The organism is Arthrobacter sp. 10L424, assembly GCF_056395325.1.
In genome coordinates, this window is record NZ_JBFTJH010000001.1 from 224049 (window position 1) to 240774 (window position 16726).

The 16726-nt window shown below is 69.9% G+C and carries 5 protein-coding genes; all 5 read right to left on the minus strand.

Annotated elements, in window-relative coordinates:
• Window positions 1–35: 35 nt before the first annotated feature.
• The 5 genes from AC1DC5_RS01055 to AC1DC5_RS01075 all read right to left on the minus strand — a co-directional run bounded on the left by AC1DC5_RS01055 (window position 36) and on the right by AC1DC5_RS01075 (window position 16657).
• Window positions 36–10814 carry an amino acid adenylation domain-containing protein gene (locus AC1DC5_RS01055; protein WP_476863915.1) on the minus strand — a complete coding sequence of 3593 codons (10779 nt, stop codon included), beginning with the start codon at window positions 10812–10814 and terminating at the stop codon, window positions 36–38.
• Window positions 10815–10949: 135 nt separating this feature from the next.
• Complete coding sequence (locus AC1DC5_RS01060) at window positions 10950–11222, minus strand: hypothetical protein (protein WP_441406867.1); 273 nt, start codon at window positions 11220–11222, stop codon at window positions 10950–10952.
• A 96-nt stretch (window positions 11223–11318) separates the two neighbouring features.
• Entirely contained in the window at window positions 11319–14087 is a 2769-nt protein-coding gene (locus AC1DC5_RS01065; protein WP_476863916.1) for a cation-translocating P-type ATPase, read from the minus strand.
• Between the two features lie 25 nt (window positions 14088–14112).
• Window positions 14113–14949, minus strand: coding sequence for a polyphosphate kinase 2 (ppk2, locus tag AC1DC5_RS01070; protein WP_476863917.1), 837 nt, complete (start codon window positions 14947–14949; stop codon window positions 14113–14115).
• Between the two features lie 265 nt (window positions 14950–15214).
• Window positions 15215–16657: a PucR family transcriptional regulator gene (locus tag AC1DC5_RS01075; RefSeq protein WP_476863918.1), complete on the minus strand. Its 1443-nt coding sequence runs from the start codon at window positions 16655–16657 to the stop codon at window positions 15215–15217.
• Window positions 16658–16726: the final 69 nt, after the last annotated feature.

The window sequence follows — 16726 nt, forward strand, 5'->3', positions numbered from 1 at the left end:
GGAAAGCCCCTCTTGGAAATCAGAGGCATCACTGGTTATTCGTCTCCGCCGCCCAGTTGGATGGCCAGCGCAGGCATAATTGCGCTGAGAGCCCGGTCACTTAACATCTGGGAGTGCCGGTCCTCCACGGGAATGTCGGTGATGGCCCCGGTGATGAACGGCTGCCACGCATCGCTGCCGGGAGTGCCGGCGGGCACCTCCCGGGTGGCCCGGAAGAACAGCAGCCCGCCGTCGAACACCTGCGGCTGCTCGTCGCGGATCAGCCGCGCCAGTTCGGGGAAGTTCCCCACCATGGCATTGACGGAGTCCAGCGGAACGGTGCCCAGCGGGTTGTGGTGTTCGCGCAGGATTTCCTGGGCGCGCTGCCCGTCCAGTCCGTCTTTGTCCTCGTCAGGCAGCTCGTAGCCCTGGGCGTCGAGATAACTGGCCCACAGCCCCGGGCCGGTCCCGACGTCGGCGTTGTCCTCCTGGTTGCCGGGGAAGGCATCGAAGATGGCCAGGAACGCCACTTCCTCGCCGAGTTCCTGCAACCGGGTGGCCAGCCGGTGGACCAGGTGGCCGCCGAAGGACCAGCCCATCAGGTGGTACGGGCCCTCCGGCTGCACGGAACGAAGCTGGGCAATGTAGTCATCCGCCAGGTCGGTCAGGGTTGTGGCCCCGACGGGGTGGGTCCGGCCCGGTTCCATCCCGGGCATCTGCAGCCCGATCAGGGGCCGTTCCGGATCCAGCTTGCCCAGCATGGAGGCGTAGCCCCAGCTGATGCCGGAGGCCGGGTGTACGGCGAAGAGCGGCAGTTTGGTTCCCGTGGTCCGCAGCGGCAGCAACTGCCGCAGGCTGTCCGCGGCGCTTTCGTCCGCGCCCTTGGCAGCCTCGCGGAGCAGGGACTCGACGGTGGGCGCCCGGAACAGCGACTGGACCGTCAGGTCCGTGCCCAGAGCCGCGTTGACCTTGGCGATCAGCGGCTGGGCCAGGAACGAGTGCCCGCCGAGCTCAAAGAACGATTCGTCCACGCCGGCCCGGTCCAGGGACAGCACCTCGGCGAAGATCCCGGCGACTGCCTTTTCCCGGGGCGTCCGCGGGCCCCGCCCGGCGCGGCGGGCCGTGCTGCCGGGATCCGGCAGGGCAGCCGCGTCCACCTTGCCGTGCGGTGTCAGAGGCACTTCAGCGATGACGACGACGGCGGCCGGCACCATGTAGTCCGGCAGCAGCCCGCGGACGTGGCTGCGGACGGCGTCGGACAGGGTTTCGGCGTCGATTTCGCTTTCGTGTCCGGCCCCAGTGTCCGACGCCTCGCCGGTTGCGGCCGGTACGACGTAGCCGATCAGGCGGGTGCCGCCGTCGTTCCCGCCGTCGTGCCTGACAGGGCGCACCACGGCGGCGCGGACGCCGGGAGCGCTGCGCAGGGCCTGCTCCACCTCGCCGGGCTCCACCCGGAAGCCGCGGATCTTCAGCTGGTCGTCGTTGCGGCCGGCGAAAACCAGCCGGCCGTCGGCGTGGCGGTGGACCACATCGCCGGTGCGGTACATCCGTTCGCCGCCGCCGGCGAAGGGATCCGCGATGAAGCGCTCGGCCGTCAGCTCCGGCCGGCCGCGGTAGCCGCGGGCCAGCTGCCGGCCGGCGACGTAAAGTTCGCCGGCCGCGCCGGGCAGCGAGTGCTGGAGCCTGCTGTCCAGGACATAGAGCCGGGTGCCCGCGGTGGCTGTGCCCAGCACGGGTTCGCCGGTATCGCGGACGCGGGCCAGTACGGTGTCCACGGTGGCCTCGGTGGGTCCGTAGAGGTTCCAGGCCTGGACGCCGGAGTGCGCCGAGACCGTGTCCCAGAGCCCGGCGTCGAACGCTTCCCCGCCGAGGGCCAGGCTGAAGCGTCCGGCCTGGCCGCCGTCGGCGGCGTGAGCGTCGAGTAGCCCGGTGAACCCGGGCTCGGTCAGGAGCTGCCGCAGGTAGCCGGGGGTGGTTTCCCAGCTGCTGATGCCGTGTTCCGTGAAGTAGGCGGCGAGCTGCCGGGAGTCGCGGCGGGTCTCATCGCCGATCAGGTGCAGCTCGTGGCCCGCCACCATCCAGAGGATCGGGTCCCAGGAGGCATCGAAGCCGACGCCCGTCGTGTGGGCGACCCGGCGGTGTCCAACGCCGGCCAGCAGGGTCTCGCGGTGCGAGCCGAGCAGCGCGGCAAGGGCACCGTGGCTGACCTCGACGCCCTTGGGCCGGCCGGTGGAGCCCGACGTGAACATGACGTAGGCCAGCTCGCGCGGGTCCGGCGCGGTGACGGCTGTCAGGCCGGCGGCCGCAGCGTCCCCGTCCCGTTCCTGATCCGTTGCCCGGCCGTCTTCTGCCGGTACCGCAAGGTCTTCCAGGACCAGTACGCGGGGCCGGACCGTCAGCTCCGTGAGGAGCCGGTCCACCCGGGCGGCCACGGCACGGCTGGTGAGGATCACAGCCGGGGCGGCGTCCTCGATGATGGCAGACGCCCGCTCGTCCGGGTATTCGGTGTCGATCGGGTTGTACACGCCGCCTGCGGCGAGCACGCCGAACATGCCCTCCACCGTTCCCCGGGAACGGGGAAGCAGGACGGACACCACATCGCCGCGGCTGACTCCCGCCCCGGCCAGGGCGGCGGCGATCCGGGACGCCGACGCGGCGAGCCCGGCAAAGCTCAGGGTCCCGTCCTCCGCGACCAGCGCGGTGCCGTCCGGGGTGGCACGGACCGTGGCGGCGAGGGCGGCCAGGATTCCGGGCTCCGCGTCTGCCGCTGCCGCACGGGCCGTTGCGTCCGAGCGGGGTCCGGCGGTGGCTGCCATCAGCGTGCGGGCCTCCTGTTCCCCGAGCAGGGGGAGCAGGGAAACCGGGGTGTCGGGGGCAGCAGCGGCGAGTTCAAGGAACCGGCCGAAGCCGTCCGCGAGCCGCCGGGCGGTTGCCTCCTCGAACATCGCCGAGTTGTAGTCGACTGTGCCGGCCAGCCCGCCGCCGCCGATTTCGCTGCCGCTGCCGCCGTCGCTATCGTCGCTGCCGCCGTCGGGACGGAAGGTGAAGGAGAGGTCGAACTTGGCCTCGCCCGACCCCGTCTCCGGCTCGGGCTCCACCTGGACGCCGGGGAGCTGCGGGACAGCCGGCACATCGTTGTCCACGGTGAGCATGGTCTGGAACAGGGGGTGCCGGCCCAGCTCACGGTCGGGGTTCACGGCTTCGACCAGCCGTTCGAAGGGCACGTCGTCATGGTCAAAGGCCGCCAGGATGCTCTCCCGGGAGCGGCCGAGCATGGTCCGCAGGCTGGGATCGCCGGCGGCGTCCACGCGCAGGGGAAGCGTATTCACGAAGAAGCCGACCAGTTCGCGCAGCGCCGGATCGGTCCGTCCGGCGGTCGGGGAGCCGATGACCAGGTCGTCGCCGGCGCCGCTGCGGTGCAGGAAGGCGGCCAGGGCCGCGTGGAGCGCCATGAACAAGCTCGCGTTCGACGCGGAGGCCAGGCCGTTGAGGGCCGTGACGCTGGCAGGGTCCAGCCGGAAGGCCAGCTGCCGTCCGGGCTGGCGTGATTCGCGGGGCCGGCGGTGATCCGCCGGCAGCATGAGCTCGGCGGGGATGCCGGACAGCGTGCTGCGCCAGTGCTCCAGCTTGGCGCTGAGCGCCGTCCCGTCGAGCTGCTGCCGCTGCCAGTTGGCGTAGTCGGCGTACTGCAGAGGCAGCGGCGCCGGACCGGCAGCCGGGTTCTGGCCAACGCCCTGGCCGACCTCCGTGCCGACAGCGGCCGCGTAGGCGGCGGACAGGTCCCGCGCCAGCGGGGCGAGGGAAGCGCCGTCGCTCGCGATGTGGTGCATCACAAGGTGCAGGACCCACTCCGGCGCGTCCCCGGAAGCGACCGGGATCAGCCTCGCCCGCAGCGGCAGCTCGGAACGGAGATCGAAGCCGCGTTCGGCGTCGTCCCGCAGCAGCGCGGGAATCCCGGCCGGGGCCGCGGCGGCGCTGACAACCAGGCGCATGCCGGCGCCGTGGGCGGCGTCGGCCGGCTCCAGGACCAGCTGTTCCGGCACTCCGGCGGTCTCGGGGTAGATGGTCCGGAGGACTTCGTGGCGCTGGAACAGGGCGGCGACGGCGGCGGCCAGCGCCTGCTCGTCCAGCCCGCCGGTGAGGCGCACGGCGAGGGAGATGTTGTATTCGGCCGAGCCCGGGTCCAGCTGGTTGAGGAACCACATCCGGGACTGGGCGAAGGAGAGGGCCAGACGGGCGGGCCGGACGGAATCGGCGCCGGCCAGCCAGTCCGTGAGGGCGGCCGGCTCTGCGGCGGGGTCCCGCTGCGCAGCGTCCGGGTCGGTTGCCGGCGCCGCCGCGGAAGCCGTGGAACCGGCGTTGCCCGTCCGCCGGTGCACCGCTGCGAGCAGCCCCGCGGGTGTGGGCTCGTCGAAGAGCCTGCGCAGCGGCAGTTCGGTGCCGAAGGCTTCGCGGATGCCGCCCATCATCGATACCGCGAGCAGGGAATGCCCGCCCAGGACAAAGAAGTCATCGCCCATCGCGACCTCGTCCACGCCCAGGACGGTGGCGAAGATCCCGCACATGGTGCGCTCGTCCGCGGTCGCCGGGGCGGCACCGGTGCCGGCGCCGGCAGCGGCGGACGGCGCCGGAAGGGCCTTCCGGTCCAGCTTGCCGTGGGGTGTCAGGGGGATGGCGGGCAGCTGCATCAGAATGGCCGGGACCATGTAGTCGGGCAGCCTGGCGGCGGCCAGGGCGCGCAGTTCCTCGGTCCCGGCGGCGCCCGTGTAGTAGGCCACCACGCGGTGGGCCGGGTCGCCGTCGGCCACGGCCACGGCACGGTCAACCTGCGGATGTGAGGACAGCGCGGCCTCGATCTCGCCGAGTTCGATCCGGAAGCCGCGGACCTTGACCTGCTCGTCCGTGCGGGAGAGGAACTCGAGCGAGCCGTCAGGTGTCCGGCGGACCAGGTCTCCGGTGCGGTACATCCGGCTGCCGTCGGCGGCGAAGGGGTTGGCCACGAAGCGGGAGGACGTCTCGGCGGGGCGCCGGTCGTAGCCGCGCGCCATTCCGGGTCCGGCAAGGTACAGCTCGCCCGGGACGCCGGCCGGCGCCAGCGCCAGGTACTGGTCCAGGACGAAGGTGTCCGTGTTGGCGATGCCGCGGCCGATGGCCGGTGAACCGCCGCTGATCTCCGCGGTCACGGAGTCCACAGTGAATTCGGTGGGGCCGTAGAAGTTGTGGGCCGAGACCTCCGGCGCTTCAGCCAGCTGCGTCCACAGCCCGGCGGTCACGGCCTCGCCGCCGAGCGCCAGCACCAGCGGCTGTTCCCGTGACGCGTCGAGCAGGCCGCTCTGCAGCAGCTGGCCGGCGTAGGACGGCGTCGTTTCCAGCACGTCGATGCGGTGGCTCCGGCAGTAACCGGCGAGCGACTCGGCGTCCCCGCGGACCTCGTCGGCCACCATGTGGAGTTCCGCGCCGGCGACCAGCCACAGCATCGGGTCCCAGGCGGCGTCGAAGCCGAGGCCGGCGATGTGCGCCACGGAGACTGTTCCGTCCGGTCCGGCGGCCTCGAAGCGGGGGGCGTACAGGGTGCGGTGGTGGTGCCGGTAGAGGTTGGCGAGGGCGCTGTGCGGCACGGCCACCCCCTTGGGGCGTCCGGTGGAACCGGAGGTGTAGAGCACGTAGGCCAGGTCGCCCGCGGCCGGGTGGCGCTGGGCCAGGGCCGCGTCGGAGATGCCGGCACCCGTGTCCAGCAGGGTGCTGATGTCCAGCGTCCGCGGACCTTCGGAGCCGTGATCATCCGCCGCCGGTGCGCCGGAGATCACGACGGCGGGAGCGCCGTCCTCGAGGATGACCCGGATCCGCTCCTCCGGGTAGGAGAGGTCCACGGGGATGTAGACCGCGCCCGCGGCCAGCACCGCCAGGGCGGCTGCGACGACGTCGGCCGTGCGCGGCAGGGCCACGGCGACCCGGTCGCCCGGTTCCACTCCGGAGGCCACCAGGCCCTTGGCGAGGGCCTGGACCCGGCCATGGAGCGAGCCGAAGCTGGCGCCGGCGTCGGGTCCCGAGTCGTCGATGAGCGCTGACGCGTCAGGAATCCGTGCCACGGTGGCCAGGAAGGCGTCGACGACGGTTTCCGGCCCGTCCCCGTCCGTCGCGGGGTCCCCGGCGTGAACGCTTTGCGCCAGGGCGAGCCGGTGCTGCTCCGGTGACTGGATCCGGAGCCGGTCCAGGGTGATCCCGGGATCCGCGGCGAACTGATCCGCCACGGCCAGGAAGCCGGCAACGAGCTGTTCGACGGTGGCCCGGGTGAACAGGTCAGGGTTGTAGGCCAGCGAGCCGCGGATGCCGGCGGCCGGTGCGGTGTCACCGTCGGCAGGGCCTTCGTCACCAGGGCCTTCTTCGACCAGGTCCAGCAGCAGGTCGAACTTGGCCCCGCCCGGTTCCTGGCTGAGGTCTGCGGTGGCCTCGAGACCGTCCATGGCGAGCCCGGCCGCGGCCGTGTTCTGCAGCGTGAGCATGACCTGGAAGAGCGGGTGGCGGTGCTGTGACCGGGCCGGATTGAGCTCCTCGACCACGCGCTCGAAGGGTGCGTCCTGGTTCGCGTAGGCGTGCAGGTTGGTGTACCTGACGCTCTCCACCAGCTCCGCCGCAGTGGGGTTGCCGGAGGTGTTGGTCCGGAGCACCAGGGTGTTGACGAAGAAGCCCACCAGCTCGTTGAGCTGGGTGTCCGTGCGGCCGGCCACCGGCGTGCCGAGGGGGATGTCCTCGCCCGCGCCGGACTTGGTGAGCAGCGCCGCGAGGGCGGCCTGCAGCACCATAAAGAGGCTGGCGTTGTGTTCGCGTGCCAGCGCGTTGAGCCGGCCGCCGGTGTCCGGGCTGATGGTGAGGGGAACGGACGACGCCGGTTCGGCGGCGGCCTGCGCGCCGCGGATGAAGTCGAACGGCAGCCGCAGCTCCTCGGGGGCACCCCGCAGTTCGCGGGTCCAGAACTCGAGCTGGCGGGAAATGGCGCTCGCCGGATCTCCCTCGCTGCCCAGTTCTTTGCGCTGCCACAGCGTGTAGTCGGCGTACTGCACCGGAAGCGGGGCCAAGGGGGTGTCCGTGCCGCCCGCCAGGGCGTTGTAGTCGAGTGAGAGATCCCGTGCGAGCGGGGCGAGGGACCAGCCATCCGCGGCGATGTGGTGCAGCGTAATAGCCAGCACATGGTGGTCCGGGGCCAGCTGGAACAGGACGGCGCGCAGCGGCAGTTCGTGGGTGACGTCGAAGCCGCGCCGGGTTTCAGCCGCGAGGGCGCCGGGCAGCGCCTCGGCGGTGCACTGGACAGCCAGCAGGTCCACGGGGCGCCCGGACAGGATCCGCTGGGCGGGTTCGCCGTCGACCAGCGGGAAAACCGTCCGCAGGGATTCGTGGCGGTCCGCCACCTGATTGATCGCACCACGCAGCGCCGGGACGTCCAGGGTGCCCTTGAGCTCCAGCACCACGGGGATGTTGTAGGCGCCGGACCCTGGGTCGAAGCGGTTCAGGAACCAGAGCCGGCGCTGGGCGAAGGAAAGCGGAATGACGGACGGGCGTTCCACCGGGCCCAGCGGGTTCGCGTTGCCGGCTCCCAGCTCAAGCGTCTCAGCGAGTGCCGCCACGGTGGCCTGTTCAAACACGGTGCGCAGGGCCGGGGCGACGCCGGTCCGGTCCCGCAGCAGGGCCACGAGCCGGGTTGCCAGCAGGGAGTGTCCGCCGAGGTCGAAGAAGTCATCGTCCAGCCCCACGGCGTCGAGCCCGAGGACTTCCTTGAAGGCCTCGGCCACGATCCGTTCCCGCTCGTTGCGGGGCGCGGAGACGGCTGTTTCCTGCTCCGGTGCGGGAAGCGCGCGGGTATCCAGCTTGCCGTTTGCGGTCAGCGGGATGGCCGCGATCTGCTGCACGGCGGCGGGCACCATGTAATCGGGCAGCTGCCGGCGGAGGAGCTGGCGGAGCTCCGCCGTATCCAGGCCGGAGCCGTCCGGTTTGGCACCGTCCAGGCCGGAGCCCTCAGTCCCGGCAGCGGTCACGTAGCCGAGCAGCTGGTCGTAGCCGGCCCGGTTCTTCGTGACGGCGACGGCGGCGTGCTCCACGCCGTCGAGGCCGCGGAGGACCTCCTCGATTTCGGCGAGCTCGATCCGGAAGCCCCGGATCTTGACCTGGGCGTCCATCCGCCCGCGGAACTCGAGCGTCCCGTCAGCAAGGCGCCGGACGACGTCGCCCGTCCGGTACATGCGGGAGCCGTCCGGGACGAACGGGTCCGCGACGAACCGTTCGGAACTGAGCCCGGGCTGGTCCAGGTAACCGCGGGCCAGGTTAATGCCGGCGACGTACAGCTCGCCGATGGCGTTGACGGGGACCGGGTTCAGGCCGAAGTCCAGGATGTAGTGCCGGCTGTTGGCCACGGAGTCCCCGAGGGTCGGTTCGGTGCCTGGCTGCATCACTGCAGTGAGGGAATCGACCGTCGTCTCGGTAGGCCCGTAGAAGTTGTAGGCCACCAGCCCGTCCTTCTCCGCGAGGGCATTCCACAGCGGGGGATCCACGGCCTCGCCGCCGAGTGCCACCACCGACGGGTGGCTGTCCTGATCGAACAGGCCGCCGGCGAGGAGGACCTTGGCGAAAGACGGGGTGGTCTCGATTGAGTCGATGCCCGTGCCGGCCAGGTAGCTGCTCAGCGCTTCCGGGTCGCGGCGGGTCTGGTTGTCCACTAGGTGGAGTTCATGGCCGGCGATGAGCCAGAGGATAGGGTCCCAGGAGGCGTCGAAAGAGAGCCCGGCGGTGTGCGCGACCCGCAGCTTCCGCCCGAGCCGCTCTTCCGCGGGCAGGAAGATGCTGTCCCGGTGCGAGGTGTAGAGGTTCAGCAGGGCGAGGTGCTCGACGCCGACGCCTTTGGGCCGGCCGGTGGAGCCGGACGTGAAGATGACGTACGCGAGATCCTGTTGCCCGGCCGGGCATTCCAGCGCCGACCCGTCCTTGCCTTCGAGGCAGGACACCATCAGCGCTGCATCCAGCACGGTGACGGGGACGTCCGTGGCGAGATCGGCATGGCCCGAGTCCGCGCCGGTGAACGCGGCGGACGTCAGCAGGCGGACCGGGGCAGCGTCTTCGAGCATTCCCTCGACCCTGCCCGCGGGGTAGTCCGGGTCCAGCGGCAGGTACGCGGCCCCGGACTTCAGGACCGCCAGGAGCGCGACGGGCAGCAGGACGCTGCGGTCCAGCCGGACGGCAACGGTCTGCCCGGGGCCGGCCCCGTGGCTGCTCAGGAACCTGGCCAGCTGGTTCGACCGGGTTTCCAGCTCGCCGAAGGTGAGTTCGCCGTCGGGCGCGACGACGGCGGTCCGGGAACTGGACTCCCGGGCGCTCAGCCGGAATTCCTCAACGATGGTGTGCCGGGGGAGGGCCGTGTCGCCGGCGTCTCCGGCGGCCAGCAGGGAGCGTTCCTCGACCGCGGTGGTCACCGACAGGGAGGCCAGGAGGGCATCGGGCTGGGTGGCCACATCGGTAAGGAGCCGGACGAAACGGTCCAGGTGCTCCTCCAATTGGTGCTTGGTATAGAGGGCGGCGTTGGCTTCGAACTGGATTTTGGGTCCGGGTTTTGCCGGGTTTTTCCCAGCGCCGGCGGCCGGGTCGGCCGTGCCGGCGGCAGATCCGGCGTAGAGCCCGTGGACGATGATCGAGAGGTCGTCAATGGGGCCGGTGGACAGGATGTTCACCGTGCCCCGGGCCGCGCCGAAGCTGATGTCATCGAGGACGGGCAGGATATTGACCGAGGGGCCCCGGTAGCCGCTGTGGGCATTGAGGTCCTCGAAGCGGCCGCGCTGGTGGACCACGGCTCCGCGGAGGGTGGCGCCCGTGGCCGTGATGGTGTCGCGGACTGTCGCGCCGGGCTCGACGGCCATCCGGATCGGCACGATGTTGGAGAGCATCGACGGCGTGGACTTCGCCAGCTTGCCGCGGCGCGCGGTCACGGGCAGGGCTACGGAGACGTGGCGCTCGCCGGTGATCCGGTGCAGGTACAGGGCGGCGGTGGTGAGGACCAGGGCCGGCGCGGAGCCGGCGGCGGACTGAAGGGCGGCGGCGGCCGTGCCCGGGAGCGTCCTGGCGGCGCGGACCAGCGAACTGGCGGCGCCCGCGGGCCGGCCGGCAAGTCCTGCTGCGGCCGGGGCGTCCCGCAGCTGTGCTTCCCAATAGGCCCGGTCCGCGTCGGCGGTGTCGGACCCGGCGTATTCGTTCTCCGCGGCCAGGAGTTCGGCCAGGGAGCCGAAGGCCGGGGCGCTTCCGGGCTGGGTGTCTCCGGCGACAGCGCCGTGGGGTGCCGCGCTGTCCAGCGACCCCTGATAGAGCTCCGCCACGCGCTGAAGCACCAGCACGGCCGAGTAGCCGTCCATCATGAGGTGGTGGACCCGCTGGTAGAAGAAGTGCCGGTCGCCGGAGAGCCTGATGAGTTCGCTGTGGAGCAGTTCATCCGTGACAACGTCGCGGGCGAGGCCCAGGTCCGCGTCCATCAGCACCCGGGCTTCAGCCTCCGGGTCCTTGGCGCCGCTCAGGTCCGTGACCTCCAGCCCTGCCGGGTTGGGCCGGGGGATCTGGAACGGACCGGAATGGTCCTCGCCGAAGGCCATGTTGAGTGCGTCTGTCCCGGCCACGGCCTGCGCCACGGCGTCGGCAAGGATTGTTTCGTCGAGGGGGCCCTCGATCTCGAGGAATTGTCCGATCTGGTACATCGGGTTCTCCGGCGCCAGCTGCTGCGCATACCAGATGCCCCGCTGGGCGGGACTCAGGTCGAGCCGGCCGGCGGAGTTGTCGGGCTGGGCATTCAGGGGGTTCGGGGACATGTTCCTTCTCGGGTATCTCGAGGGGCAGTGTGGGCACGTTCAGGGGATACGTAAGGGACCCGCGCTGTGGGCGCAGACAGCATGATCCCCGGCGTGCCGGCCAGTGCGGCCGGGCTGCCGGGGATCAGGGGAGTGCTACTGGAACTGCCCGAACTGGAAGGGGCCGGTTCCTCCGGTGTTCACGAGGGGGCCGTCCACGAGGGGGCCGTTGACCAGCCCGCCGTTGATGAGCCCGCCGTCGATCAGCGGGCCAAAGGTGGCCTGGTTGTTGGATGCCGGGTCGCTGCTCACCGCGGTGGTGTCAGGGACGATGGCGGCCTGGGCCGGCATGGAGCTCACGGCGAGGGCAGAGAATGCTAGGGCTGATCCGGCAACGATCCGGGCGGTGGTCTTCAGGGTCTTAGTCACGTTTATCTCCAGTTAGGTAGCCGTACAGTTTCCACGCACCAAAAAGGTGTCATAGGACTATTCGGACCTGTGTGGAACCCGGATGGGTCGGCGCAGTCAGGCGGGGACCGGGGAAGTCGGGACTGTGGCTGTGGTCTTTGCCCGACGGGCCCGCAGGATCACCTTGAACAGCTCGCCGAGGACCAGCAGCACCACGGCCGGAACCAGGCAGGCCAGCCACTGCTGGCCGTTGAGCTGGACGGTGCCGAAGAGGTCCTGCATTACCCGCATCTGGGTGATCAGCATGGAGCCGACGAAGGCCCACGCGAACGCCCAGAGCAGCTTCGGGTTGGAGATGGTGGAGGGCCCGAAAGCGCTCTCTTCGGGGAAACGCAGGTTGAGGGCGACCGTGATGTTCATCAGCCCCAGGCCCACGATGGCCATGCTCTGGCCGATCTCAAGGGATCCGTAGGAGGTCTTGCCGATTTCGACGAGTATCAGCGTCGCGGCCGCCATGAACAGCCCGACGACAAACAGGCGCACCATCATCGACCGGACGATAATCGGTTGGTCGAACGGCCGGGGCTTGCGGTCCATGATGCCCGGCGTCGCGAGGTCCAGGCCCATCACGGCACCTATCGGCGCGACGATCGCCATGTGGATCCACAGCACCTGGGCCGGGCTGAGCAGTGCGGTGCCGGCGATCGCGAAAGCGGAGGACCCGATGAACGCGAGGATGAACATGAACAGATTGGCGACCTGGATCCGGATGAACTTCTGCAGGTTGTCGTACACCAGCCGGCCCTGCTCGACCGCGGCGACGATCGTGGCGAAGTTGTCATCCGCCAGGATCATCTTGGCCGCACCCTTGGCGACGTCAGTGCCCGTGATGCCCATCGCGATCCCGATGTCCGCCGCGGCGATGGCGGGCGCGTCGTTCACGCCGTCGCCGGTCATCGCGACGATGTTGCCTTTGCGCTTGAGCACCTCGACCAGCCGGACCTTGTGTTCGGGGGCCACCCGGGCGATCACGCCGATGCCGTCCACCTGGCTGTCGGCCTCCGCATCACTCATCGCGGCGAACTCGGCACCGGTGACAGCCCGTCCCCGGATGCCCAGCTCGTCGGCGATCGCGGCCGCGGTGATGGCGTGGTCGCCCGTGATCATCCGGACCCGGATGCCGGCGTGTTTGGCTTTGGCGATCGCGGTCACCGCTTCGGCCCGGGGCGGGTCCACTTCACCGATCAGCGCACAAATCTCCAGGTCCTGCATAAGCGCCATCAGGTCGCCCGAGGGCTGGAATGTCGCCGGATCGAACTCGCGCTGCGCCAGGGCGAGCACGCGCCGGCCCTTGCTGGCAATGCCCTCGTTCGCGGCGAGCACTTTTGCCCGCATCTCGTCGGTGAGGGGCTCGGCGCGGCCGCCCGGCATCCGCCCGGACGACGATCTGTTGAGCACGACGTCGGGCGCCCCCTTCACATACGCGCGGATCACGGGCCGGCCGTCGGCACCCGGCATCCGGTGGAAGGTGGCCATGAACTTGTAGTCGGAGTCGAAGGGTACCGACGCCACCCGCGGGTTGTTCCGGCGGAACTCTGTGACGTCCACGCCGCCTTTTTGCGCGAGCACGTACAGCGCCGCCTCCGTGGGGTCGCCGATGACCTCCCCGTCCTGGATGTCCGAGTCGTTGCACAGCGCGCACGGGAACATGACGTAGTCCAGGTCCTGCTCGGCGTCGCCGGTGGTCCGCTGGACCTGGCCGTCGAAGCTGTAGCCCTCGCCGCTCACGGTGTAGTGGTGCTGCACTGTCACGAACTCTCGCACTGTCATCTGGTTCAGTGTGAGGGTGCCGGTCTTGTCCGAGTTGATCGCCGACGTGGAGCCCAGGGTCTCGACGGCGGGAAGGACCTTCATGATGGCGTTCTTCTTGGCCATGTTGACCGAGCCCACGGACAGGATGGTGGTGACGACGGCGGGCAGCGCATCCGGGATGGAGCCGACGGCCAGCGCCACGCCGATCCCGAAGAGCACGGCGAAGGAGTCGCCCGCGGCCAGGCCCATGACAACGATGGCGACGAACGCGAAGAGCGCCGCGATGATGATGAAGATGGTGAGCCGGTCCACCTGCTTGGTGAGCGGGGTCTTCTCCTCTTTCTGCCCGGACAGCATGTGCGCGATGTGGCCGACTTCCGAGCCCATCCCCGTGGTGGTGACGAGGATTTCGCCGTGGCCCCGGGTCACGTTGGTGTTCATAAACGCCATGTTCACGCGGTCCCCGATGCCGACGTCGTGCCGGCCGATGACGGCGGTGTCCTTCTCGACCGCGACGCTCTCGCCGGTGAGGGCGCCCTCCTCGATCTGGAGTGTCGCGGCAAGGATGACCCTGCCGTCGGCGGGGACGCGGTCGCCGGCGTCGACCACCACAATGTCGCCGGGAACGATCTGCTCGGACGGCACTTCCGCCATAACGCCGTCGCGCCGCACCTTGGCCATCGACTTCATCATCTGCCCCAGGGAAGCTGCGGCCGCTTCGGCCTTCCCCTCCTGGTGGTAGCCCAGCCATGCGTTGAACAGCGTCAGGACGGCGAGCCCGATCGCGGTCCCGTATTCCTCGATCAGCAGGCTGACCAGCGCGGCGACCACAAGCACGATCTGCATGTAGTCCCGGTAGTGCTTGAAGAACCGCTTCCAGACCGGTTCCTGCTTCGCTGCGGCCAGGGCGTTCGGGCCGTACTCCTGCAGCCGCTGCTGCGCCTCGGCGCTGCTCAACCCGCTCGCGGGATCAACGCCCAGCCGGCCCGAGACCTCCCCGGCCGCCAGCGTGTACCAGGCAGCGTCCGCCTCGGCCGGGGCCACTCCTGCCGCTGGTCCGGGATTGTCGTTCATGGCTTCCTCCTCATCGCGGCGCTGCTTAGAACGGGGTCGGGACGCGCCGCACCGCGAGGGTCGGCTCGCGGTAGTTGCCGGCCTTCTGGCGCTTCGGGAGTTCGACGTCGAGCCCCGGGTACGGCTCGTACGGAACCTGGCTCAGCAGGTGGCTGATGATGTTGAGCCGGCCGCGCTTCTTGACGTCGTTGTTCGCGACGAACCAGGGCGCCCAGGCGGTATCGGTCGCCGCAAACATGGCGTCCCTGGCCCGGGAGTAGTCGTACCAGCGCTTGTACGACTTCAGGTCCATGGGCGAGAGCTTCCAGGTCTTGCGCGGATCGTCCATCCGGCTCTTCAGCCGGCGGGTCTGTTCATCCGCGCTGACTTCAAGCCAGTACTTGAGCAGGATGATGCCGGAGTCCACCATTGCCTTCTCCACCAGCGGGGCCATGTTGAGGAACTTCTGGGTCTGCTCCGGGGTGCAGAACCCCATCACGCGTTCCACGCCCGCACGGTTGTACCAGCTGCGGTCGAAGATGACCACCTCGCCGGCCGCCGGGAAGTGCGCCATATAGCGCTGGAGATACATCTGGGACTTCTCCCGGTCCGTTGGGGTGGGGAGGGCCACCACCCTGAAGACCCGGGGGCTCACCCGCTCGACGATGCGCTTGATGGTGCCGCCCTTGCCGGCCGTGTCGCGTCCCTCGAACACGATGCAGATCTTGGCTCCGGTGGACTTCACCCATTCCTGCAAAGCGACCAGTTCGCCTTGCAGGACGGCCATCTCCGCCTCGTACTCCTTGCGGGGCATCTTGGTTCTGGGCTGCCCGTCCGGCCCCGCTTCTTCGTCGCCGCGCTTCTTGTTCTTCTTCTTGCCCACGATCGGCCTCCTGGACTGGTACTTCCTAGGGCGAATCAGGCAACCGAACTGCGACGCCGAGGGGCCGGCTCCATCGTCCGTGAAGACGGTGCGGAACGGTGCAAAACCCCTTTTTGGGCACTCTTGTGCAGTGTGCTGCCTCTCCCAGTCTCATCAGCGGCTGCAGCCCGGTCTACGGCCCTAAGACCCTATTAGGCAACGCCCCGTCACCACGGTGAGGCTTCGGAGGGCCGGAAGTGGCCGCGCGTTGCTCCGTGGCGGAGGGTCAGCGCGGGTGCCGGGCGCCCAGCCGCTGGACGGCCAGCGCGAGCCAGAGCTGCACCCGGTCCGACGTCTGGGCCGGGTCGTAGCCGGTCAGCTCGGTGATCTGGGCGAGCCGGTAGCGGACCGTGTTCCGGTGCAGCGTGAGCTCTTCGGCCACGGCCGCCACGGAGCCGTTGTTGGTCAGGTAGCTCTCCAGCGTGGTCATCAGTTCGGCGCCGTGGGTCGCATCGAAGGTCCGGAGCGGGTTCAGCGACTCGTTGGCCATGTCCGCCAGCGGCACGTCCTCGCTGGCCAGCAGCAGCGACGTCAGGCTCAGCCGCTCCGGTTCGTTCACGGGCAGGCCGTGGCTTGCCGCGTCGCGGGCCTCGAAATAGCTCCACCGCAGCCCGTTCGGTTTCGTGTACGCTCCGCCGATTCCGATCGTGGCGTGGATCCCCGCCTCGGCCAGGTGGTCGCTGAGGCTCCGGGCCAGCGCGCTGGCGCCGCTTCCGTCGTCGGGGAGCACCGCCACCAGGTCCTTGCCGACGACGGCGCTCACCGACTTCTCCAGCGGCTGCGGCAGGGAGGACGTCCCGAGCTGTTTGAAGTGCGCGGCGGACTCGGCCAGCAGGACCACGTTCCTGCGCGTGCTGTTGACGCCGATGCCGGCGAGCCGCCGGGTGGCCTCGCTGGGGTCCAGGGTCCCGTGGATCACGTCCTCCAGCACCTGCCCGGCCAGGGCGCGCTGGGACTGGCGCTGCTTGACCATGTTGTTGAGCTCGACGCTGATCAGGTTCTGGGCGTAGCCCACAATTCCCGAGTCCTCGAACGGCTGCTTCACCCACAGGGTGCATGCGTCGCGGCGGCCGGTGGGAATCGGGAACGACGCCCAGCCGTCGGCGCTCGGCGCGGGATTGCCCGCGGCACTGTTGTAAAGCTGGGCCGTGAACTGGGTCAGCACGATTTCCGTCCGCAGCATGGACCCGAGGTGTTTGAGGAGTTCGGTCAGGCCGCCGCCGGTGAGCAGGGCGCGGGCCAGGATCTGGTGCCCGGCGATGAGCCGCTCCAGCTTGGTGAAGTGGTCCGCGGACTGGGCGTCCGCGACGAGCTTGCCGATCGCGATGAACGGCGTCTCATACGGCACCTCGACCACCGGCAGCCCCCAGCGGTTGGCCTCCGCGATCAGGGCGGGCGGCACGGCGTCGTGGGTCAGGCCGATCCCGAAGCCGATTCCCACCGCCCCGGCGCGCTGGACCTGGCGGACGAAGCGGCGCTGTTCCGGGGCGCTCTTGAGCCGCATTCCGGTGGTGAGGACAAGTTCGCCGCCGTTGAGGAAGCGCTGCGGGTCCTCCTGCTCGGTGACGGCCACCCAGAGAATGTCCTGGTGCCAGGTGGTCTCGGCGAGGCCTGCCTTGGCGAGTTTAAGGGAGGGAACCCCCAACAGGGCAGCGAGTGAAATGGCCATGGATTCAGGATAACCGGGGGCTGGTCAAGCGCACTAAAACATGGCGGCAACGGTGTGCAGGTGACTATT

What these genes read in the sequence shown, in the direction of transcription:
- AC1DC5_RS01055 (WP_476863915.1), bottom strand. Translation starts at nt 10,814, where the DNA reads ATGTCCCCGAACCCCCTGAATGCCCAGCCCGACAACTCCGCCGGCCGG.
- AC1DC5_RS01065 (WP_476863916.1), bottom strand. Translation starts at nt 14,087, where the DNA reads ATGAACGACAATCCCGGACCAGCGGCAGGAGTGGCCCCGGCCGAGGCG.
- AC1DC5_RS01075 (WP_476863918.1), bottom strand. Translation starts at nt 16,657, where the DNA reads ATGGCCATTTCACTCGCTGCCCTGTTGGGGGTTCCCTCCCTTAAACTC.